General features: G+C 71.8%; 16 protein-coding genes. 9 read left to right on the top strand and 7 right to left on the bottom strand.

Annotated elements, in window-relative coordinates; all coding sequences use genetic code 11:
* Positions 1-76 precede the first annotated feature (76 nt).
* The 6 genes from eccCa to mycP all read left to right on the top strand — a co-directional run bounded on the left by eccCa (position 77) and on the right by mycP (position 9018).
* Positions 77-4039 (top strand): type VII secretion protein EccCa, encoded by a 3963-nt coding sequence (eccCa, locus tag ACIRGA_RS16510; RefSeq protein ID WP_400941817.1) that lies wholly within the window; start codon positions 77-79, stop codon positions 4037-4039.
* 99 nt (positions 4040-4138) lie between these two features.
* Positions 4139-4513 carry a hypothetical protein gene (locus ACIRGA_RS16515; protein ID WP_400941820.1) on the top strand — a complete coding sequence of 125 codons (375 nt, stop codon included), beginning with the start codon at positions 4139-4141 and terminating at the stop codon, positions 4511-4513.
* A gap of 40 nt (positions 4514-4553) precedes the next feature.
* Positions 4554-5912, top strand: coding sequence for a hypothetical protein (locus ACIRGA_RS16520; protein WP_400941822.1), 1359 nt, complete (start codon positions 4554-4556; stop codon positions 5910-5912).
* Positions 5913-5922: 10 nt separating this feature from the next.
* Positions 5923-6357 carry a hypothetical protein gene (locus ACIRGA_RS16525; RefSeq protein ID WP_400941825.1) on the top strand — a complete coding sequence of 145 codons (435 nt, stop codon included), beginning with the start codon at positions 5923-5925 and terminating at the stop codon, positions 6355-6357.
* A gap of 10 nt (positions 6358-6367) precedes the next feature.
* Positions 6368-7594, top strand: a complete 1227-nt coding sequence (locus ACIRGA_RS16530) for a hypothetical protein (RefSeq protein WP_400941827.1) — start codon at positions 6368-6370, stop codon at positions 7592-7594.
* A 137-nt stretch (positions 7595-7731) separates the two neighbouring features.
* A complete protein-coding gene (gene mycP / locus ACIRGA_RS16535; RefSeq protein WP_400941829.1) occupies positions 7732-9018 on the top strand; it encodes a type VII secretion-associated serine protease mycosin in 1287 nt (428 codons plus the stop codon).
* Between the two features lie 65 nt (positions 9019-9083).
* On the opposite strand, the gene eccB is transcribed toward mycP, so the two are convergent.
* Both eccB and eccD read right to left on the bottom strand, forming a co-directional pair.
* Positions 9084-10517 carry a type VII secretion protein EccB gene (gene eccB, locus ACIRGA_RS16540; protein WP_400941832.1) on the bottom strand — a complete coding sequence of 478 codons (1434 nt, stop codon included), beginning with the start codon at positions 10515-10517 and terminating at the stop codon, positions 9084-9086.
* Positions 10518-10521: 4 nt separating this feature from the next.
* On the bottom strand, positions 10522-11904 hold the full coding sequence (gene eccD / locus ACIRGA_RS16545) for a type VII secretion integral membrane protein EccD (RefSeq protein WP_400941834.1): 1383 nt from the start codon (positions 11902-11904) through the stop codon (positions 10522-10524).
* Positions 11905-12006: 102 nt separating this feature from the next.
* Here eccD and ACIRGA_RS16550 point away from each other — a divergent pair, with 102 nt between their 5' ends.
* Positions 12007-13413 carry a serine/threonine protein kinase gene (locus tag ACIRGA_RS16550; protein WP_400941837.1) on the top strand — a complete coding sequence of 469 codons (1407 nt, stop codon included), beginning with the start codon at positions 12007-12009 and terminating at the stop codon, positions 13411-13413.
* Positions 13414-13457: 44 nt separating this feature from the next.
* Here the strand turns inward: ACIRGA_RS16550 and ACIRGA_RS16555 are convergent, their stop codons facing one another.
* Genes ACIRGA_RS16555 through ACIRGA_RS16570 form a run of 4 tightly spaced genes read right to left on the bottom strand, consistent with a single transcriptional unit; the run spans position 13458 to position 19862 of the window.
* Complete coding sequence (locus ACIRGA_RS16555; protein ID WP_400941840.1) at positions 13458-15632, bottom strand: DUF3488 and DUF4129 domain-containing transglutaminase family protein; 2175 nt, start codon at positions 15630-15632, stop codon at positions 13458-13460.
* A complete protein-coding gene (locus ACIRGA_RS16560; protein WP_400941842.1) occupies positions 15629-16756 on the bottom strand; it encodes a DUF58 domain-containing protein in 1128 nt (375 codons plus the stop codon). Before ACIRGA_RS16560 ends, ACIRGA_RS16555 begins: the two co-directional genes overlap by 4 nt.
* A 2-nt stretch (positions 16757-16758) precedes the next feature.
* Complete coding sequence (locus ACIRGA_RS16565; protein ID WP_038509449.1) at positions 16759-17712, bottom strand: MoxR family ATPase; 954 nt, start codon at positions 17710-17712, stop codon at positions 16759-16761.
* A complete protein-coding gene (locus tag ACIRGA_RS16570) occupies positions 17709-19862 on the bottom strand; it encodes a fibronectin type III domain-containing protein (protein ID WP_400941845.1) in 2154 nt (717 codons plus the stop codon). The genes ACIRGA_RS16565 and ACIRGA_RS16570 overlap by 4 nt, the downstream gene beginning before the upstream one ends.
* 128 nt (positions 19863-19990) lie before the next feature.
* On the opposite strand from ACIRGA_RS16570, the gene ACIRGA_RS16575 reads away from it, so the two are divergent.
* A complete protein-coding gene (locus tag ACIRGA_RS16575; protein ID WP_400941847.1) occupies positions 19991-21307 on the top strand; it encodes a type VII secretion protein EccE in 1317 nt (438 codons plus the stop codon).
* Here ACIRGA_RS16575 and ACIRGA_RS16580 read toward each other — a convergent pair.
* Entirely contained in the window at positions 21300-21776 is a 477-nt protein-coding gene (locus ACIRGA_RS16580) for a TspO/MBR family protein (protein ID WP_400941850.1), read from the bottom strand. The genes ACIRGA_RS16575 and ACIRGA_RS16580 overlap by 8 nt on opposite strands.
* A gap of 86 nt (positions 21777-21862) precedes the next feature.
* On the opposite strand from ACIRGA_RS16580, the gene ACIRGA_RS16585 reads away from it, so the two are divergent.
* Positions 21863-22609 carry a nucleotidyltransferase domain-containing protein gene (locus tag ACIRGA_RS16585; protein WP_400941853.1) on the top strand — a complete coding sequence of 249 codons (747 nt, stop codon included), beginning with the start codon at positions 21863-21865 and terminating at the stop codon, positions 22607-22609.
* The last annotated feature ends 17 nt before the right edge of the window (positions 22610-22626 follow it).

Genomic DNA, 22626 nt, shown 5'->3' on the forward strand with positions numbered 1-22626 from the left:
AGCGGCGCGATCGGCAGGTTCGGCACGTTCCTGCCATCACTCCCTGACCACGCCATGACCGGCGGACGATCGTGGTGTGACGACCATCGTGGTGAAGAGACCGGCCAGGAGGCCCGCACCGGAGTTGCCCGCCGGCGAGCTGATCCTGCAAGCACCTCCGGAGATCCCGCCGCCGCCCGCGCGGCAATGGCTGCAGGTGCTGACGGTGGTGCCGATGGTGGCCATGATGGCCGGGATGATGCTGATGTTCTCCGGCAGCATGAACGGATCGATCCGGTTCGTCGTGTACGGCCTGATGGGCGTCGGCATGCTCGGCATGGTGGTGACCGGTTTCCTGCAGGGCGGCGGTCCGAGCAAGCGGGAAATGGGCCATGCCCGGCGCAAATACCTTCGCCAGCTGGCCCAGCACAGGCTGCGGCTGCGGCGTTCGGTGCGCGGGCAACGCGACGCCATGGACTATCTGCACCCGGATCCGGAGTCGCTGTGGTCGCTGGCCGCGAGCTATCGGCTGTGGGAGCGGCGCAAGGACGACCCGGACTTCGGCATCGCCCGCATCGGCACCGGCGCGCAGGCCCCGGCGACCACCCTGGTCTCGCCGGACACCAAACCGCTCGAAGAGCTGGAACCGTTGTCCGCGCTGGCTTTACGCCGGTTCATCACCACGTACACGACGATCGACGGGTTACCGCTGGGGATCGCGATCAACGGCTTCAGCCGGATCTACCTGCGCGGTGACCGGGCGCGGCATCTCGGCATGCTGCGCGCGATGCTGGCTCAGCTGGCCACCTTCCACTCGCCCGATGACCTGCGGATCGCGGTGTGCGTGGGCGAGCGGGAGCGCGCGGACTGGGAATGGATCAAGTGGCTGCCGCACGCGCTGCACCCGGAACGCACCGACGCGCTCGGCCCGCTTCGCCTTGTCGCGCCGACGATTCCGGCGCTGGAGGCGATGCTGGAAGAGGAACTCGCCAGGCGTCCGAGGTTCGATCCCGAGGTGGACACCCGGGTCTCCGGACCGCAGCTCGTGGTCGTGCTGGACGGCGGGTCGATGGCCGGGTCGGACCATCTGATGACCGGCGGCGGCGTCGAGGGGGTGACGGTGGTCGACCTGACCACGATGCCGCCGAGGGCCTTGGACCGGACCACCGTGGTGCTGGCCGTGGACGGCGACGGCGATCTGGTCAGCGAGACGATCGACGGCGAGATCCCGCTCGGCCGGGCGGACGCGCTCGGCGCGGTGGCCGCCGAAGGGCTCGCCCGGCAGCTCGCCCCGCTGCGGCTCACCGCGGGCGTGCGCGGTGACGCGCCGATGACCAGCGAACTCGGCCTCGCCGAACTGCTCGAACTCGGCGACCCGTACGAGTTCGATCCGGCCGACACCTGGACGCCCCGGCCGAACCGGGACCGGCTGCGGGTCAAGATCGGGATCCACCCGGACGGGGCCCCGATCGAGCTTGACCTCAAGGAATCCGCGCAGGACGGCATGGGCCCGCACGGCCTGCTGATCGGCGCGACCGGCGCGGGCAAGTCCGAGCTGCTGCGGACACTGGTGCTGGCGCTGGCCGCGACACATCCACCGAGCTCGCTGAACTTCGCGCTGGTCGACTTCAAGGGCGGCGCCACCTTCACCCGGCTGGACTCGCTGCCGCACACCAGCGCGGTGATCACCAACCTCGCCGAGGAACTGCATCTCGTCGACCGGATGACCGACGCCATCAACGGCGAACTGATCCGCAGGCAGGAGCTTCTGCGCGCGGCGGGTAACTTCGACTCGCTGCGCGACTACGAGAAGGCCCGCGCGGCGGGCGCGCCGCTACCCGAGGTGCCGACCCTGCTGGTGATCTGCGACGAGTTCTCCGAGTTGCTGTCCGCCAAGCCGGATTTCATCGACATGTTCGTCCAAATAGGCCGGTTGGGCCGGTCGCTCGGGGTGCATCTGCTGCTCGCCTCGCAACGCTTGGACGAGGGCAGGCTGCGCGGCCTCGAAGGACATCTCTCCTACCGGATCGGGCTGCGGACCTTCTCGGAGATGGAGAGCCGGACGGTGCTCGGCATGCCGGACGCGTTCCGGCTGCCGAGGGCGCCCGGCCACGGATTCCTCAAGGTGGGTACCGAACAGCTCGACCGGTTCCGCTCGGCCTACGTTTCCGGCGTCTACCAACGTCAGACCGGACGCGCGGCTTCCCTCACCCCGCAAGAACAACTGGTGCTCCGCGAGTACACCACCCACTATCTGGCCGCCGAACCGGACACCGGCGACGAGCCGGAGACCCCCGAACCGGATCAGGACACCGCGGTCGGCGAAACCCTGCTGGACATCATGGTGGACCGGTTGCAGGGCCAGGGCACACCGGCACATCAAGTGTGGCTGCCGCCGCTGGACGAGTCGCCGACGCTCGACGCGCTGCTGCCCGCGCTCACCACCGATCCCGTGCGCGGTCTGACCACCGAGCGACCGGGCGGGCTGCGGCCGGTGATCGGCATCGTGGACCGGCCCTACGAGCAGCGCCGCGATCCGCTGCGGCTCGACCTGTCGGGCGCGGCCGGGCACGTGCTGGTGATCGGTGCGCCGCAGACCGGCAAGAGCACCACGCTGCGCACGCTGATCAGCAGCCTCGCGCTCACCCACACCCCGCGCGAGGTGCAGTTCTTCTGCCTCGACTTCGGTGGCGGCACACTCGCCTCGATCGCCGGCCTTCCCCACGTCTCCGGGGTGTCCGGGCGGCTGGACACGGGCGCGGTGCGCCGTACCGTCGCCGAAGTGGCCACCGTGCTGGCACAGCGGGAACGGCTGTTCGCCGAGCACGGGATCGACAGCATCGTCACCTATCGCAAGCTGCGTGCCGAGGGCCGGTTCGCCGACCAGCCCCACGGCGACGTGTTCCTGGTCGTCGACGGCTGGCAGACCCTACGCGGCGAGTTCGACCAGCTGGAGGAGTCGGTCGGGGACATCGCCGCCCGTGGCCTTTCCTACGGCGTGCACCTGCTGGTGAGCTGTTCCCGTTCGTTCGACCTGCGCATGAACGTGCGGGACCTGTTCGCCAGCAAGCTGGAACTGAAGGTCGGCGACCCGATCGACTCGCTGATCGACCGGCGCGCCGCCATGGGGGTGCCCTCGGGTGCCCCCGGCCGGGGAATTTCGATGAGCAAGCACCAGATGCTGGTAGCGCTCCCCCGGATCGACGGGTCCGCGCGCACCGAGGACCTGGTCGGCGGGATCGGCGCTCTCGTCGACGCGGTCCGGTCGGCCTGGCCCGGTGAGTCCGCGCCACCGGTCCGGCTGCTGCCGGGAACGTTCCCGTTCGAGGAGCTGCCCGAGACCGACGAGCTGACCGGCGCCGACGCCGGGCTCGCGGTCGGCATCCACGAGAAGGACCTTTCCCCGATGCGGCTCGACTTCACCGCCGATCCGCACTTCTTCCTGCTGGCCGACACCCAGTCCGGCAAGACGACGTTCCTGCGCACGCTGGCTCGCCGGATCGAGGGCGCGTACACGCCGAGCGAGGCCCGGATCATCCTGATCGACCATCGGCGCGGGCTGCTCGGCGAGGTCGGCGAGGACTACCTGCTCGGGTACGGCACCAACGACGCGCACAGCGGCGAGCTGCTGGCCGAAGTGGCCGCGTCGATGGCGAAGCGGCTGCCCGGCGCGGACGTCACACCGGAACAGCTGCGGGCGCGCAACTGGTGGCACGGACCGGAGATCTTCGTGCTCGTCGACGACTACGACATGGTGGCCACGCACGAAAAGCATCCGCTGATGCCGTTGCTGCCGCTGGCGGCGCAGGGCTCGGACATCGGCCTCCACGTGGTGCTCGCCCGCCGCTCCGGCGGCGCTGGCCGTGGGCTGTTCGAGCCGTTCCTTTCCCGGCTGCGGGAGGTCGGCACGCCCGGGCTGATGATGTCCGGTGACCGGGACGAGGGCCCGCTGCTCGGTGGCATGCGCGCCCAGGTGCTTCCGCCCGGCCGCGGCTGGCTGGTGGATCGCCGTGGCCACAAGGGTTTGGTCCAGCTCGCCTGGCTCCCATCGCAGGCGTAGCAGTCCGTGGCCGGAACCTGCCGGAGCCGCCATCGCGGCCGCCGTCGCTGGTTGGCTTGGGGTACCACGAATATCCGGGAAACGGCTCTGGAGGTGTACATGGGCAGCAAGGTCGACGTGTGGATTCCCGCGCTGGAATCGTTCGCGAGCGAAGTGCAGAGAATCAGGGCCGCTCCGAAGATCGATCGAGAGCCGATCAAGGAATGCGGTGGCTTGCCGGAATGCGCGGCCCTGGCCGGAGCCGATCAGTACATCACCGACGCGCTGAAGTCCTTTTTGGAGAAGGCCAGTCCCGGCGTACAGATCCTCGGCGCAATGGCGGGGAAGAGCGCGAGCGCTTACCGGGCCGCGGGCGAAGCGGCGCAGTCGGCGGTGCTGGCGACCACCAGCCGCCCGCCGAAGGCGGAAACGGGCCCCGCGGAGGTGCCGCCGGACATCCCGTACCTGGGGAACCCGTCGGGACCACTCGTGTGACCGGACATGCCGCCCCAAGACACCCCGACAGGACTTGACGATGACCTACAAAGACGTCAATTTCGACGTGCAAGTGAAAATGTTCCGAGCGGAGATGCAGAACACCTACCCCGCGCTGACCGCGGCCAGGGACATGTGGGCACAGGCACGGATGTGGGTCGACGACACGCACGCGACCCTGCGGGCGGCGACCAACAGCATCCGGGGGCCTTCCTGGGACGACGAGGTGGGCCGATCGTTCGTCAACTGGGTGGACGAGGTCTCCGAGGAAGGGCTCGGTTCCTGGGGAGGGCGGGAACAGCCCCCGGAAGGCGAGCCGAAAAGGTCCACCGGCAGCATCGACGAATCCCATCTCTTCCAGCAGATAGGAGTGCTGCTGGCCGAGATGGAAGCGACCGGGCCCATCATCAACACGTGGGTCGGGATCGTCAACGCCAAAACCGACCCCGACGAGCAAACGCAGGAAGCCAAACGGGCCCAGGAAAAGGTGGGCGGGCTGCTGGACCTGGTCGCGCAGCAATACGTGCGCACCGGGCACGCCATGCTCGCCGCTCGGGGCCGTCCCTGGAACGGACCGACCCAACTCGGCTCGGGACCGGGCTACGACCCGGACTCCGGGCTCGGCAACGGCTCCGGTGTGCCGAACGCCGGAGATCTGCCCGGGGAGGATCCGGGAACACCGGACCCCACGACGCCTGAAAAGCCCAGCGAACAGAATCCCACCACCAACCCGGTGGAAGAGGCCACGGAAACCCTCAGCGCGCTGAGTGACGCGTTGTCGGCAGCCGAGCAACTCCTCGGTGGATCGGGCAGCGAGACTCCCCAGCTTCCCGATCTTTCCGGCATCGACCCATCGAAACTGGGCGACTACTCCGACTATGCGGATTACGCCGGTTACGCCGGCGCCGACACGTCCGGACTTCCCTCGCTGGCCGGGATGCCGGACACGGCGGGGCTTTCCGGTGCGGGCGGCGCCGGTGCGGGCGGTGGTGCCGGAGCGATCCCCGCCACGGGCGGCTCGATGCCCGGAGCCGGGCTGAACGCGGGCGCCGCACCGATGGTGTCCGGGCTGGGCCGCGGTTCGGCCTCCGCCGCGGGCGCGGCGGGCGCGGGTGGGATGCCACCGCCGATGATGCCGAACAACGGGGCCGGGAAAGGCGAGAACGGCGGCATCAAACCCGGCGACGCGGAACGGCCCGTCGGACGGCAGCGTGGCAAACCCGCGGGAACACCCGGTGTCCCGCTGCTCGGACGGGCGGTCAACGGGAAACGGAAGTCGCCTGCCGCCGCGCCGCAACGCCAGTGGGACCCGGAGAGCACCACGGTACAGCTGCTCGACGAGGAGCTGTGGCAAGTGAACCAACAGGACAACGCGGCGAAATACCGCTCCGGACACTGAGGAGGGGCATATGCCCGGAACAGAGATCAACGGCAATCCCGACGCGATGAGCGCGTTCTCCCAGCATCTCACCGCGCCCACGATGCCGCCGTCACTGATGCAACGGCTGGGCACCATGCCCAGCCTTGCCGGTTTGTTCGAGGGTGTCGCGATGTCCTTGCTGGACAAGGCGGCGACCGCGAGCATGCTCGCGCTGCTGACCAAGATGACAGAGGAGATGGTGACCTACTCCGGAAAGGTCGGCGCGGCCGCGGGCGCCTACTCCGCCGCCGACGTGGCCAGCGCGCTCGAACTGGCGAGCGCGACGGTCAAGGTCGCGAACCAGGGGTTGTCGATCCTCAAGCAGACCGCGAGCTCGCTCAACCAGGCGGACTCCGCCACCGGCGGCACCGGTGACACCGGCGCGGCCGCGCAGTCGTCCACCGTCCAGCCCGACTCGGTCTGAGGAGCGAACCGTGATCCCCTACAACATGCTGCCCATCGAGATGCACGTGGAGATGATCAAGGCCGAGAACGGCAACATCTCGGTGCTCACCGACGCGGCGCGGATGTGGACCGAGGTACGCGGCTGGATCGACGCGGCCCAGGTGGAGTTGCACACCAGAGTGGCCGAGCTCTCTCCACAGTGGACGGACGAGAACGGCCGGGCGATGGAGGAGAAGACCCAACGAACCCTCGCCGAGCTGAAGATGTGGGGCGAGCGGATCGACGCGGCGCAGCCCGCCGCGGCACTGAACGCGCTCGCCACCTCGATCCCGGCGACCGCCGCGGCCGTCGCCGGTTTCTACAGCAGCTACCTCGCGGTGGTCGGACTCCCGTTCGGCGTCGGTGCCGCGGCCGCGGCGGGCTTCCAGCAGTTGTCGGCCACCGCGATGAACACGCTCGCCACCGAATTCGACGTGTCGATCGGACAGGTGGTCGCCGCGTCCGGCGTGCGGAACCCCGCCGAAGTGCTGCCCGCGCAGCAGGTTTCCACGGAGGGCAACTCGCCGACCGATGTGCTCAAGGCGGCCACCGCGGGCATGACGACGCTGCAAGAGCTGCAGGACCTCAGCTCGTCGCTGACCTCCGGCGGTTCCGGTGGCGCGACGGGACTCGATTCGTCGGCACTGGGCCAGAACATGCCCGGCTGGTCCGCCGGTGGCGGCCCATCGCTGGCAGGCCTCACGTCCACCCTGCCGCCGGTCGTCCCCGGCCTGCCCGCCGGTGTTCCCGGAGCGGGCCTGTCCCCGGTCGGCAGCGCACCGGTCGCCTCGGGTCTCGGCCTGCTCGGTGCCGCCGGGGCGGGCGCCGGCGGCCTGCCGATGTCGAAAGCGGCCGTGACGAAACGCGCCGCCACGCAGAACATCGCCGAAGGCGCCCCGACCGCGGCCGGAACGAACACCGGCGCGGCCGGGAAAGCGGCCACCGGTGGCGGCGCACCGCCGATGATGCCGCCCGGGTCCGGTAACGCCTCCCCTCCCGGGACCCTCCAGCCCGGATCCGCGAACCAGCCGACCGGCCGCGCCGGCTCGTCGAGGAAGACGGCCGAGGGAACCGAGGGTGTGCCTGCCGAGCTTCGCGGCCGTTCCGGCAACGGGGATCAGGCTTTCGGTCTCCGGCAACCGAAACGCCCGCGCGCCGTCGAATCGGAGTCCGCTTCGGTGCAGCTTCTCGACAAGGAGTTGTGGCACACCACGTGATGAGCTGATCGGGATCGGCGACGGCCGAGGGACGACGGGCACCGGAAACCGCCCGCCGCCCTCGGCCGTCGCCGTTCGTGTGGCCGGTTGCGGCCAGGAACCTGTCTCCGGGCGGCATCCGCGCGGACGATTGCCTCATGAGACGACACCGGATGTCCGCCGTCGCCGCCGTAATGGCCGCGGCGGCCGTTCAGGCCCTCAGCGGCGGGGGGACGGCGCACGCGGCGCCGCCGCCCGGCGTCTGCCACGATCCGGACCCGGCGCGGCCCCCGGTACGAGCACAGCCGTGGGCCCAGCAATCGCTGGCTCCACAACGGGTATGGCCGTACAGCAAGGGTTCCGGCGTCCTGGTCGCCGTGGTCGACTCCGGCGTCGACGTCGATCACCCGCAGCTCGCCAGACCGGGCAAGATCCGCGCGGGCCGCGACTTCCATCTGGGAGGTTCCCTGCCCGGAGCGTTCGACTGCGTGTCGCACGGCACCGGTGTCGCGGGGATCATCGCCGCCGATCCGGCCGCCGGTATCGGATTCCACGGGGTGGCCCCGGACGCGGAGATCCTGCCGGTACGGATCAGCGACCGTGACTTCGACGACCGGGGCGGTTCCCTCCGGATCGATCCGCAGGTGGTGGCCAACGGCATCCGCTACGCGACCGATCAAGGCGCGAAGGTGATCAACCTTTCCCTTGCCGGTCAAGACGACTTCGCCGTCATCCGGGACGCGGTCGCGTACGCGGTGTCCAGGGACGCGTTGGTGATCGCCGCGGCGGGCAACACCCAGCGCGAATCGACCGCCGAGCTTCCGTCCTACCCGGCCGCGTACGACGGAGTCCTCGGTGTCGGCGCCATCGACATCGACGGGGCGTTGATGCCCGGTTCCCAGATCGGCCGCTACGTGGACATCGTCGCTCCCGGTGCCAAGGTGCTGGCTCCGACGCGGGCCGGCGGCCACGTGTACGCCGACGGCACCAGCTTCGCCGCGCCGTTCGTTTCCGGTACCGCGGCGCTGGTCCGGTCGGCTTGGCCGCAGCTGACCGCTCCGGAGGTGGCACGCCGCCTGATGGCGACCGCGAACCCGGCGCGCGGCGGTCTGAACAGCCGGGCGTTCGGGGCCGGTGTGGTCGACCCCTACCGGGCGGTGACCGACAGCATGGACACCGAGACCCCGGGAGCCTTGCCCGCCCTCGTTCCCACCCCACCGGACCAGGCGCGGCTCGATCGAGCCGCGGCCCGTGAGCGCAGCGCGACGGCGGCGAAGTGGCTCACCGTCGTCGCCGCGGGCGCGATCGTGGTCGCGTTGCTCGTGGCGGTGCTTCAGCCGCGGGGACGCAGGCGCGGCTGGCGTCCGGGCCGCGCGGCGGCGGTGGCCGCCGAACCGGCCGTCATCGAGCCACCCGAACAGATCTTCCTGCTCTCCCGGGAGTGACCAACGGAATCAGAGGGGTCCGGCATCGGCCGGGCCCCTCTGATTCGTGCACGTCCCCGGCCGGGTCAGCCGCCCAGCGTTTGCCTCCTGGCGGCGGCGGGATCGAGGCTCGGTCCCTCCGGCAGCCGCGCCACCAGACCGGCGGGCAGCCGCACCGGACGCGCAGACGGGTACCCGAGCATCTTCAGCACATCGGGTGAAGCCAGCGGATATCGGCGCCCCATGTCGGTCACGACGGTGAGCGTTCCCACGGCCGCGGAAGGGGAGGGCATCGCCTCGACCAGGATCGCGCTGCCGGGCGGCACGTGGACGCGGTCCGCGAGCGGGGTCCCGGAGGCGGTCCGGCGGGCGGTGGTGGACATCGGGTCCGCGGGCGGCATCGAGGGGGCGACGGTCAGCGAAGGGGCCGCGGAACCGTCGGCGAAGGACGCGCACACGGTGGTGTCCTGGTCGCGCAGGCGCGCGATGGCCGGGCGCGTGGCGGGTGCGGCGCCCGCTTCGGCCTGGATTGGGTCCAGTTGCCGGGACATCGTCGCCAGCGAAGGCGGCAGCGGCACGGTTTTCGGTTCGGTACCGGGATAAGCGGCGAGCATCTGGGCGCTGGCGCGCTGGACGTCGTACTGCAGCTCGGTGATCGGCCGCAGGGCGTCCCGTTCGGCCAGGTAGTGCTGCTGTCCGCCGCCGGAGGTCTGCACCATCAGCAGCATGCCGTTCCGGATGTCGGTCCGGCCCGGCACCGCGGTGGACACCTCGCCCGCCGCCGCCACCGGCAGCGGGCCGATCGGCGCGCCTTCCGGGAGCACGTCGAGCCACGCCCGGCCTGCCCGCGCCCACGGTTCGGCGGTGAGGGCGAGACCGGTACCGACGGCGCCGTAGTCGTCGATCTTGTGCCGGTGCCCGCGCCACACGACGAACCGGTCGCCCGTCGACGTCGATTCCACCAGCAGCGCCTGGTCCCCCAGTTCCGCGCCGCCGGACGGCGACGCACCCGCCAGCAGTACCGATTCCTCGATCCGGCTGCCGGCCAGGTCGCTCGCGGGCGCGGAGCACAGCGACCAGGACCCGGTGAGCAGTTTTTCGGGACCGGGCAACGAGTCCGGCGCGTCGGCGATACCGATCCGGGGGCCTCGCGGGACTCCGGCGAGCGATTCGCGCGAAACCCGTTCCGTGGTGCCGTGTTCGCCGAGCAGCAGCAGCGCGGACGCGTAGTTCGCGACGGGATGCAGCCGTTCGTCCAGGTAGACGTAGCGGGTCCCGCTCTCCTTCTCCACGATGACGGCGGCGTTCTTGCGCCAGGCGTTGTTCCCGCCGGGCACGATCATCCCGTAGACCCCGACGCACGCCAGCGCCACGATCGCCAGTGCGACACCGGCGAAAGCGGCGCCGGACGGACGGCGGAACGGCGGCTGCTCCGGGTCGGTCTCCCTGGTCACGAGCGCGGAGATCGCGCGCTGCACCAGGAATTGGTACGCCTGCAGCTGATCCCGTTTGGACGCCATGGTTTCAGCCCCCCAGTCCGCGCACGTAGCCGTACAGGCCGAGCACCGAGCACGCCACCGGGACGACGGCGATCGTCACCAGGATCTCGAAGTACTCGGCGATCCTGCCGAGATAAGGGTTGGCGGCGCGGGTGCTCAGCACGACACCGGCGGCGATCACGCCCGCCGCCACCGCCAAGGAGAGCGGCCCGGCCAAAACGAGCAGCAGTGAGCGGTCCGCCATGAGCGGGCCCGCCAGCAGGCAACCGGCGCCGAAGATCCCGGTCACCAGGATCGGCGACCGTTGCCGCAGGATCGGGTACAGCCGTGCCCGCACCAGGAATCCGGCCGCGAGCAGGGCGACGAGGACGACCGCGGCCTCGCTGTCGCTCGAGATCAGCTGCACTTGGCAGTACATGGCGACGATCGCCGCCCCGCCCAGCATCCCGGTCAGCAGCGCGTCCGCCCTGGCGACGGCGGCGTGCACGAGGTCCAGCGGCGGCTGGGGATCGTCGCGGACCAGATCCGCGGTCGACCGCGGCAGCACCGGCATCGGCACCCGGCCGAGCCGCAGCGCCAGCGGCGCGAACGTGGTCGAGAGCACGAGCACCCCGCCGCCGATCACCGCCGCAGACCGGTAGCCCGCGAGATCGTCGAAGGTGGCCAGCCAGCCGCCGAGCACCCCGAGCAGGCCGACGGTGGCGGCCCCCGCGAACAGGGCGGGCGCGGCGGTCACCCCCAGGTGCCCGACGACGGCCGCGAGCAGCAGCGCCGCGCTCGCCAGCAACAGGTGCCCGGCGGACAGCGCGCCGATCGGGTCGTCTCCCGCCAGCAGCAGACCGCCGCCGGCGAAGGCGAACGGGAGCGCGACGGCGGCGAGCACCGCCCCGGCCCCGGCGTCGCGCAAAGCCCGCGCGAGCAGGACACCCGCGGCCAGCAGCAGCGCCGAGACCGCCAGCGCCCACGACGCCGGTGCCGTCCACGGCGGACCGGCGCGCAGCACCGCGAGCAGACCGAAGGACATCGCCACCGCGCCGACGGCCAGCCCGGTCTGCCGCGTGTGCCGCGGCCCCCAGGCCTTGCCGGTGCGACCGGAACCGGTGGCGATCGCGTCCACGAGGTCGTCGTACTCGGGCTCCGGCCATTCGGCGCGGCGCGGCGTCAGATGGAGGATCTCCCCGTCCCGGACCCGGTGCGCGCCCAGCGTCCGGTCCAGATCGAAGGCGGTCCCGTCGGCGCGGCGCAACTGCCAGCCGCCGCCGGCGACACCGTCGTCCGCCATTCCCTCGCCCGCCCGCGCGAGCAGGCCGGGGAGGATTTCGGCGACGGACGCGTGTTCCGGCAGCGCCATGTCGATGCGCCGGTGCGGAGTGGTGATGGTGACCCTGACCAGGCCGGCAGTCTGCATGGGAAAAGGGTCGGCCAGCGACCGGCCCGCCGGGCACCGGCGGCAGGAACCTGCCGCGGGGAAAGTACTCCGGATCCGGACTTCTTGCGCGACAATGGGGTCATGAGCATCGAGACAGGGCTGCTCGCCCAGGGCCCCATCGCGACCGTGTACGCGGGCAGGGATCCCGCCACGGGCAACGACTTCGCGATCAAGATGTTCCCAGGCACCTTCGACCGCGAGACCTCCGCGTGGCTCGAACGCGAGCGGAAGGCGCTGGCCGCCGTGCGCTCGACGCGCTCGATCCTGCCGATCGACGACGTCCTGACCCATCCCGACGGCCGGTCCGGTGTCCGCCGCGAACTGTGCCCGGGTTCACTCGCCGGGGTACTGGATTCCGGTACCCGGCTGGGTGTTCCCGACGTGCTCGCCCTCGGCGCCGCGATCGCGTCGGCACTCGCCGCGGCGCACGGCGCGGACGTCCTGCACGGCGGAGTGAGCCCGCACAACGTGTTGTACCGCGCCACCGGCGAGTTCGTGCTCGCCGACTTCGGTGTGGCCCTGCGGCGGCGATTCCCGCGCGACCCGATGTACGCGGTCGAGTACACCGCCCCGGAAACCCTGCGCGACGACACGCTTTCCCCCGCGTCCGACCTTTATGGACTCGGCGCGGTGCTGTACGTCGCGTTGACCGGGACACCGCCGTTTCCCCGCCACACCGGGCAGCAGCCCGGCGAGCGGATCCTCCAGGTGCTGCGAGAACCGGTCGCGCCGATCCAGGATCCGGCCGTCCCGAGGGAACTATCCGCCACGATCCTGCGCTTGCTGGCCAAGGAACCGGCCGATCGGCCACAGGACGTCGCGTCGCTGGCACGGTTGTTCACGAAGCTGAGCCGGCCGGGCGGCGAGGTCGTCACCGGCGATTCCTCCGACGTGCCAACCGAAGAAGAAGAGCCCGAGGTCGAATTCGACGACTTCGCCGAAGTTCACCGGCCCGCCGCCCCGGTCCACGCGGCCCCGGCGCCGCCGGTCCAGGTGACGCAGGCGCCGGCGCCGGGCGGCCGCACCCTGATCCGGGAGTTCAGCGGCCCGCTCAAAACCGAGCGCGGACTACCGTGGAAGCCCATCGCGCTGGCGGGCGCCGGGGTGCTCGCCGCCGGGCTGGCGGTGCTGCCGCTGGTCCTCGGCCCGGCGGAGATCGGCGGGCAGGCCGTCCCGGTGGCGGCCGCGATCCCTTCCCCCGCACCGGCTTCCGCGCCGGCGCCGGACGTCAAGCTGGCGCTCGCGCCGCCGCAGGACCAGAGCGATCACGTGCAGCTGAGCTGGACCGCGGAGGGCGAGCTGGACTTCGTCGTGATCATGGCGGGCGAGCGGCTCGAGACGAAACAGCTCATCGCCCACCGTCAGCGCAGCCTGGACGTCCCCGTCGACCCGGCGCGCCGGTACTGCTTCCAGCTCAGGGCGACCGACGGCCGCCACATCTACACCACCGAGCCGGTCTCGATCCGCGGCGCCCGCTGCAACCCGTGAGCCGAAGGGAGCTTTCCTCGCATGGCATGCGGGGAAAGCTCCCTTCAGCCCTCTTCACGGCCCTTGATCGGCACCAGGGTCCGCGGCTCGAGTGCCGCCAGCACCCGAGCCGCGAACGGTCTGGTGGCCAGCCCCCGGCGCACCTCGCCGACCTCCTGCCACGCCCTCCGGACGGCACCGTCCCCCACCGGTACCCCGGACCACAGCGTCACGTCCAGCACCTTCGCCAGCCGGGCGACCGGCTCGCGGATCCCTTCCCCGGCAAGCGATCCGGCCGATTCGGCGAGATCGCGCGGGGTCATCCCGATCCGGAACGGCACGCCGTGCGCGCGCAACCGGTCGCGGATCTCGTCCCACGCACCGAGCACGCCTTCGGCACCGGATCGGCGACGCCGCCGCCGGGCACGAACGACCTTCGCCGCCGGAACCCCGAAGAGCCACAGGAGTCCGAAAAGGACGATCGCGGCGACGAGCGCCGGCCACCCCCAGCTCATTCCCGCGTCGGCGCTCTGGTCCTCGGCGGAGTCCGACGGCGTGCCCGGCGGGAGCTGGGGCGGCCGCAGTTGCTGTTCGGCGGGCAGCTGGGCCCTCGCGCGGGCGACCGCCTTGCCGGGGCCGGCCTGGCTCCGCTCCGCCTTGCCCGCCGCGGCGGTCGGGTCGAGTGCCACCCAGCCCGCACCGGCGACCGCGACCTCGGGCCACGCCAGGACATCGCGGTTGCGGACGACGTGCATCCCGCCGTCGGTCTCGGCCGAACCCCGGAACCCGACGACGAGCCGGGCCGGGATACCGCTCATCCGCGCCAGGACGACGTACGCGGCGGCGAACTGCTCGCTCGTCCCCCGCTTGCTCTCCAGCAGGAAATGCCTCAGCTGCGGCCAGCCATGCCCGGTCGGCAGCTCCTCGGTACCCGTCGCGACCTGATAGTTCGTGCTGAGGAAGCGTTCCAGCTGCAACGCGGACTGGAACGTCGGGCGCAGATCGCGCACGGCGTCCTTCGCCACCTTCTCGACGTCGGGCGGCACCGTGCCGAGCCCGCCGAGCCCGCCCGGCGCACGCGCGTCGATCTCCCCGGAACCGAGATCGATCTCGGGTGAAGACCAGCTGAGCCGGTAGTTCCGTTCCGGGCCCGTCGACGGCGTTTCCAGCATCAGGGTGCCCGCGGACTGGTCGACCAACGGCGTCAGACCGTCCACACCGGTCAGATCCTGATGGCTCGGCAGCCAGGGCCCCGAAAGCCCGCGCACCTTCAGTTCGGCGGTGCCTCCCGCGCCGCCAGGAGCGCCGTCGAGACCCGCGCCGAGCCGGCGGAGCCGGGAGTCGGACAGCCAGTTCGCGCCGTCGAAACCGTTCAGCACGATCAGGCGCCACTGGTCGACCGGGGTGTCACCGCGGTAGCGGAACACCTCCTCGCCCGGCCGGATGAGCCGCTGGGCGATCTCGTCCAGCGGGTTGCCGAGCCGGCTCCTCGGTGGTGGCGCGGCCTGGGTGTCCTTGAGCGTCAACGGATCGCGGCCGGCCGGGTCGAGCGCGGCGAGCACGGCCGCCCCGGCGACGAGAGCGACCACAGTGGACAGTGCGGGCCAGATCGCCGAACCGGTCACCCGCCAGGAGAACCGGGGTCCGCCGGGGGCCCGGCTCACCGACCGGACCCGGCGGCCCGACCACAGCAGGAGCCCGGCGGGCAGCGCGTACCCCAACGCCGCCGCCACCGCGACGATCCCCGTCAGCGCCTGATACGCCTGGGCGAGCCCGGCGACGGCCAGGCTGGGCACGAGCGCCACGAGCGGCTTCTTGAGGCGCAGCAACAGTTCCACGCCGAGCACGGCGGCGAGCAGCACCGACAGCGGGACGAACAGCAGCTGCTCGGGGACCGGCCGCGCGGGCCAAGTGGACTGCAGCGTGAGCCGCCAACCTTCGGTGAGGCCGCGCGCCAGCCCCTGCACCGAAGCGCCGGTCGGCAGGAAGGCGAGCGTGGTCGACGTCAGCACGGTCTCGATCAGGCCGAGCAGCCCGAGCAGCGCGACGAGCAGTGGCCGGTAGGCGGTCAGCTTGGGGAACTTCGCGGTCAGTTCGACGCAGCCGTACGCGACGACGACGACCACGAGCACCGGGACGAGCAGCGCCGCCCAGCCGAACACGGGCGCGAACAGCAGCCCGGCGACCCCCGTCGCGCCGAGCAGCGCGGCGACCGCGATCCGGTCGAATCGGTCGCTCATGCCTTCGCCACCAAGGAATTCCACTGTGCGGCGGCACCGGCGGCGTCGACCGCGACGATCAGGCCCCTGGAGCCCGCAGACGGCCTGAGATCGCCGAGCCGGACCACGGTGTCGGGCCGCCAGCGGGCGGCGTGACCGAGATCGGCGTCGGGGCCGGTGATCAGCACCAGCACTCCGCCGGGGCGTTCGGCGGCGGCCAGCGCCGACGGCAGCAGCGGCGCGTCGTCCGCCGCGTCCTGGGTGACGAGCGCGAGTTCGTCCAGCAGTGTCCTCGCGGCGCGCACGCCGCTGTCGGTCGGCGTGTCCGCGCCCGCGGCGGTGATGAAGCGGCAATGCTGCCCCGCCGACGCCGACGCGTAGAACAGGGAGGCCGCCACCTCGACGGCTTCTTCGAAAACGGCCGGGCTCATCGACGCGGGCCGCGTGTCGAGCACGGCGGTGAACCGGGGCTGGGCGGGATCGGCGTACTCGCGCACCATGAGCCGTCCGGTCCTGGCGGTCGCCTTCCAGTGCAGATGCCGGACCTCGTCGCCGACGACGTACTCCCGCACCGCGCGCAGATCCGCCGAACCGCGCAGCGGCGGATCGGTGATCGGGCCTTCGTGGTGGTGCCGCGGATGTCCGGCCTGCGCCGCGCGCACCGCGTGCCGTCGCGGGTGCACCCACAACCACGCGGAGCTCCCGACGGTCTGGTCGCCGCGCGCGAGGTCGAACAGGTCCGGGCGGTGCACGACGAGCGGGCCGACCCGGAGTTTCCCGCGTTTCGTCGTCGGAAGTTCGTAGTGGTACGTCGCTTCGGCACCGGGAGCGAGCGGGCGGACCCGCAGGCCGTGCGTTTCGCCGCCGATGCCGTCGGCCGCGGCGAAACCGCCATGCCGTCGCGCGCCGGTGTTGCGCACGACGAGCGAGGCCAGCGCGGGCTTCCCGCGTTCGACCCGGTCCGGCTGGACGGTGCGGCCGATCTCCACCTTCGGCCGGAACCTGGTGGTGGCCAGCGCGATCAGCACCGCGCCGGCCGCGATCCCCGCGAAGGCACGGAAAAACGTGTACCCGGCCAGTTCGCCGAGTACGTAGAACCCGGCGGCGAAGGCCAGCACGATGACGCCGCGGCGGGTGAGCCGCACGCCTACCTCCCCATCGCGGCCATGGGAGCGGCCGTCGCGCCCAGGAGTTCGTCGACGATGTCGGCGGTCCGCCGCTGGTTGAGTTCGGCGTCGGGGGTCAGCACGAGCCGGTGGTCGAGCACCGGATGCGCGACGTCCTTGACGTCGTCCGGGGTGACGAAATCGCGGCCGAACGTGGCCGCGAGCCCTTGTGCCGCCCGGATCAGCGCGATGCTGCCGCGCGGGCTCGCGCCGTAGCGGACGTCGGGATGCGATCGGCTCGCCGCGGCCAGCCGGACCGCGTAGTTGACGATCTCCGGTGCCAGATGGGATTTCCGGACCTCGTCGATGACCGACTGGACGTCGGCGATGCTCAGCACCGGCTTCAGTTCGTCCGGCGTCACCCCGGCGCAATCCCCCATCACGACCCGCATCTCGGATTCCAGATCCGGGTAGCCGACCGAAATCCGCATGAGGAACCGGTCGAGCTGCGCCTCGGGCAGCCGGTAGGTGCCCTCCAGCTCGATCGGGTTCTGCGTGGCCACCACGAGGAACGGCCTCGGCACCGCCTGGCCGACCGAATCGACGGTGACCCGGCGTTCGGCCATCACCTCCAGCAGCGCGGCCTGTGTCTTGGGCGTGCCACGGTTGATCTCGTCCGCCAGCACCACGTTGGCGAAGATGCCGCCGGGGTGGAACTGGAAGCGTTCGTTGTTCTGGTGGTAGACCATCACGCCGGTGATGTCGCCGGGCAGCAGGTCGGGGGTGAACTGGATCCGGCTCCACCGGCCGCCGATGCTGGCGGCGACACAGCGCGCGATCGTCGTCTTCCCGACGCCGGGCACGTCCTCCATCAGCAGGTGCCCTTCGGCGAAGAGCGCCGCCACGGTGAGCCGGACGACCTCCGGTTTGCCGCGCACCACCGATTGCACGTTCTCGGCGATCTGCTCGAAGGCGACCCTGGGTGTGAGCGTCACAGAAGTTCCTTTTCCTTTCGTCGGCGCAGGCCGACCATCGCGATCGGCCCGAGCCAGATCAGCGAGCCACCGGGGGCGCCGCCACCTCCCGGGGCACCGCCGCCCGCGCTGGGCACGCCGGTCCAGCTGTCCGTGCCTGTCCCCCCGGACGTCTTGATGGTGGCCGTCACCGTGATGGCGCCGAAATAGACCACGTTGTTGATGGGCAGGCTGGTGGCGCCGGAGCAGGCCTTCGAGGCCGAGCGGGCGCCGTTGAACTCCGCCTGGCAGGTCGCCGGCGCGCCCTTGCCGTTGGCCGTGACGTCGACGATCAGGCCGGTTCCCACCCGGACACCCGTGATGGTGATCGTCGGCGGATCCGACGGCACCGGCACGGTGACCTTCCGGCTGCCGGTGGCGCCGTTGAGCGTGGCCCCCGAACCGAACTTCGTCACCGCGCGGACCGTGACGGTCGCGGTGCCGGTGACCCCGGTGAACTCCGCGGACGTGGCCGAAACCGTGCGCTGGCCCTTGCCCGTCACGCTCACCAGGTAGTGCACCAGCGTGCCGCCGCGGAGGTCGGGCTGGGTCCAGCTCACCGAAACCTTGCCGTCGGCGGTGGCGTTCGCGGTGACGGCCGGTGCCCCGGCGGGCCGGTTCGCGGGTCCCGGGATGACCGCCTTGGCGCTGGCGCCGGCCCCGATGCCCGCCGAGTTCTCCGCGATCACGGTGACCACGTACGGGGTTCCGTTGGTCAGCCCGGAAATCGTCGTCCCCCGGGACGAGCCGTCCACCCGGGTCGAACCGCCGGTCCAGGTCACCCGGTAGGCGGTGATCCGCGCGCCGTTGTCGGCCGCCGGACTCCACGAGACCTTGATCGAGCCGTCACCCGAGCTCGCGCTCACCTTCCTCGGCGCGCCGGGCGGAGTCGCCTTCGCCACCGGCGGGGGCGCCTGCTGGGTGTTCGGCGGCGCCTCCTGCCGCTGCGGCGGCGCGGGCTGCTCGCCGGACGGTTCCGGATCGGCCGACGGCGCGCCGGCCGTCTGGGTGTTGGCCGCCTTGTCGACATCGACGTCGACCACCGTGCCGTCGTCACCGTTGACGACCAGCACGTGCGAGCCGTCGGAACTGTCGACGTAGATCCGGTTGTCCTCGCCCTTCGCCAGCCTCGGCGGGGTGCCCTGACCGGGCACCTTCGCGGTGGACTTGAGCTTGCCGTCGGCGTCGTAGGTCAGCACCTCACCGCGGGTCTCGTCGACCATGGCGACGACGTTCGAGGACGAGAGCGGGCCGTTGAACCGGCTGCCCTTGGTCAGCTCGACCGAAATCGGCTTCGCGGAAGGGTGATCCTGGTCGAGGCCGCTGATGTCGATGAGGTGGAGCTGGTTGCGCTCGGGGTCGGCGATGGCCAGCCGGTCGCCGACGGCGCTGTTCGCGACCTGTGCCGACGGCGAGAGCTTGATGCCGAGCGGAAGGGCTTCCCCGAGCCCGTCCGGGCCGACCCGGTGGAGGCTGTCGCCGGTGGTGTCGAGCACGACCGGACGGTCGCCGACCAGCGTGAGCCCGCCCCCGTGCCCGGGCGGGAGCTGCGCGGGGCAGGTCATCACGGCGGCGCCCTTGGGCAGATCGCAGATCGCGCCGTTGTCGACGCGGTGCGCCCACACCGTTCCGTCGGTGGTCGCGACCGGCCGGGACAGTGGCCCCCCTGCGGGCACCGTCGCGGCCGGGTCGCCGAGGCGCACGATCTGCCCGGCGTTGCGGTAGACCAGGTACGGACCGCCCGCGATCTCCATCACGAACGGCGTTTCCGGCGCGGGCGGCGGCAACGACTCGGCCACGCTCAAGGTCGCCTTGTCGAACTCCGTGATGCGGTTCCGCTCGACCACGTAACCGGAACCGTCCCCCTGCGCGACCTGGCTGCCGTTCGCGCCGGGCACGTCCGCGCGCGCGTCGACGCGGTTCGTCGAGCCGTCGACGTGGAACGCGGACTGGGCGGCGTCGTTGTAGACCCAGTGGCCGACCTGGACGAATTCCAGCCGTTCCGGGGTCGCCGCCTGTCCGGTCACGGCCAGGCCGACGAGCGCCAGGCAGCCCGCGACCACCAGCGCCACGGCCATTCTCGTCCTGGCGACCACGCTGAACCGCTTCGTGCCCCGCTCGTCGGTGTTCACGCGATCAAGCTAGAGAGCCACCATGAAATTTCGATGAAACAGCCTGTCTCGGGCTCGCGGACGCCGTGTCATCGAAACCTCATGTTCGCCGGGCACGCTGAGACGACCCGGTTCGAGGAGGCAGGAAGATGACCGATCTCGGCGCGGCGAGGACGGACGGGCGGTACCCCGTACCGCCTCCGCCGCTTCCCCAAGCCGCCCCGGCCGTACCGCGGGCCCAGCCCGTAGCCGATCCGCTCGCCTACGCCGCGCCCGCCGCGCGGGCCGCCGCACGGGAGGCGGCGCTGGCCGCGCTCACCGCGGCTCGGCAGGCGGAGCAGCGGCCGCGATGGTCCGCCGCGACGCCCGTTCCCGCCCCGATGTCCGGTCCGCCGCAGCCGAATCCGCCGTCGCCCGCACGAGGACGGCGGCCCGGCCGGTTCGGCGGGATCGGGGTGGCGCAGATCGTCTGCTGGCAACTCGTCCTCGTCGCGCTCGTCCTGGTGGCGGGGCGGCCCTGGCCGCTGGCGGCCGCGGTGGTCACCGCCGCCGTGGTGGTCCTCGCGCTGACCGCCGTGCGGATTCGCGGACGCTGGCTCTACGCGTGGCTCGGTTCGGCGTCGGGTTACCTGACCCGCGACCGCGACCGGGATCTCCGCAACGCGGGCGAGGCGGGCCGGGCGCTGCTGCACCTGCTTTCGCCGGAGGCGACGGGGATCACCGGCGAGATCGGCGACGAGACGGTGTTCATGGTCAGCCGCGCCGACGGGGTCACCGCTGTGCTGCAACCGAAATCCGCCGCCCGAGAGCAGCCGATGCCGTCGCCGCTGTCGTTGCTGCCGCCGTCGCTCGAGCAGAGCTTGGACGTCGCCGCACAGGTCATCCACCACATCGGCGCCGACCGCTCCCGGCCGCCGCGGGGCTGGGTCGCGCTGCAGGCCCTGCGCACCGTCGACGTCCACCACGACGCCGATATGCGGCAGGCACTCGGGAACACGGTCCGGCGCGTGCGGCGGCAGCTTCGCCGCGGCGGCCTGCCGGTGCAGGCACTCACCGAAAACGAGGTCCTCGGCACGCTCGCGTCGCTGGCGCACGTGACGGCGGGCCGGGCGCGGATCCGCGAGGACTGGCGGTTCTGGCACAGCGGGCCGATCTGCCAGGCGACCTTCCGCCTCGACGGCTGGGACGCGCTCCCACCGGCGCTCGCGGGGGATCTGTCGCGCCGCCTGCTCGCCGCCGCTCCCGGATCCGCGGTGACCCTCGCCGTGACCGCGCGCCGGAGCGCCGCCGAGACCGAACCCCGCGTCAGCGCCGCGATCCGGATCGCGGCCGCGGGGGCACACGCGGTGGACCACGCGGTGCGGGACCTGGAACTCGCCGCCCGCCGGGGCGGGATCACGCTGGACCGGCTCGACGGCAGGCACGCCAAGGGAGTGGCCGCCACGCTGCCGATCGGGATCAGTTGAGCACGACGATCGCGGCGGTGAGCGCGGTCGCGTACAGCGTCCAGGCGAGGTACGGCACCAGCAACGCGGCCGAGGCCCGGGACGACCGGCGGAAGTACAGCGCGGTGACGACGACCGCGACGTCGAGCAGGACGATGTCCGCCAATGCGACGCCGTACGCGCCCGCCGCGAAGAACAGCGGCGTCCAAGCGGCGTTCAGGACCAGTTGTCCGGCGTACCAGGCCAGGGCCCGACGTTCGCCGCCGGATTTCCAGTACAGCCAGCCCGACGCCGCGATCGCGAGATACAGGACCGTCCACACCGGACCGAAGAGCCAACTGGGCGGCGCGAACGACGGCAGTTCCAGTCCACTGTAGACAGAGCGAGCGTCGGCCGCGGCGAGCCCGCCGACGACCGCCACCACCGCGACCGCCGCGAGGAACGGAAGGAACGCCAGCGGGGCGCGGAATCTTCCCGGGATCGTGGTCATCGTTCGAGCGTACGGGCGCGGATACGGGCTCGCGCGCTCAAAACATGTCGCTCCCACGCGGGGCACGGCCTTACGATCTTCACGCCATGAACGACGACACCTTCCTTGCCCACGTGGCCGACAGCCTCGCCGCACTGCCCGCCGTGCACGCCGTCACCCTCGGCGGATCCCGCGCCCAGGACACCCACGGTCCCGGCAGCGACTGGGATTTCGCCGTCTACTACCGCGGCGGCTTCGATCCGGCCGACCTGCGCTCCGTCGGCTGGGACGGCGAGGTCTCCGAGATCGGCGCCTGGGGCGGCGGTGTGTTCAACGGCGGCGCCTGGCTCACGATCGACGGCAGGCAGGTCGACGTCCACTACCGCGATCTCGACGCCGTCGAACACCATCTCGCCGAAGCACGGCAGGGCCGGTTCCATTGGGAGCCGCTGATGTTCCACCTCGCGGGTGTCCCGAGCTACCTGCCCGTCGCGGAACTCGCGGTCAACCGCGTGCTGCGCGGCGACTTGCCCCGGCCGGACTACCCGGAAGCGTTGCGGGAGACGGCTCCGGGGATGTGGCGGGGCCGCGCCGAACTGACGCTGCGCTACACCCGCGGCGCCTTCGTCCCCCGCGGGCAGGCCACGGAGGTCGCGGGCGCGCTGGCCACCGCCGCCATGGAGACGGCGCACGCGGTTCTCGCGGCCCGCGGCGAGTGGGTCACCAACGAGAAACGGCTGCTGGGGCGCGCGGGATTGCGCGAGATCGACACGATCCTCGCCGGTTTGCGCGCGGATCCCGGCGCCCTCGCGAAAGCGGTGGACGACGCGGAGACGCTGTTCCGGACGGCCTGAGCCGCTGTGGCGCGGGT

Origin of the sequence: Amycolatopsis sp. NPDC102389, assembly GCF_044765885.1 — a bacterium.
Taxonomy (GTDB): domain Bacteria; phylum Actinomycetota; class Actinomycetes; order Mycobacteriales; family Pseudonocardiaceae; genus Amycolatopsis.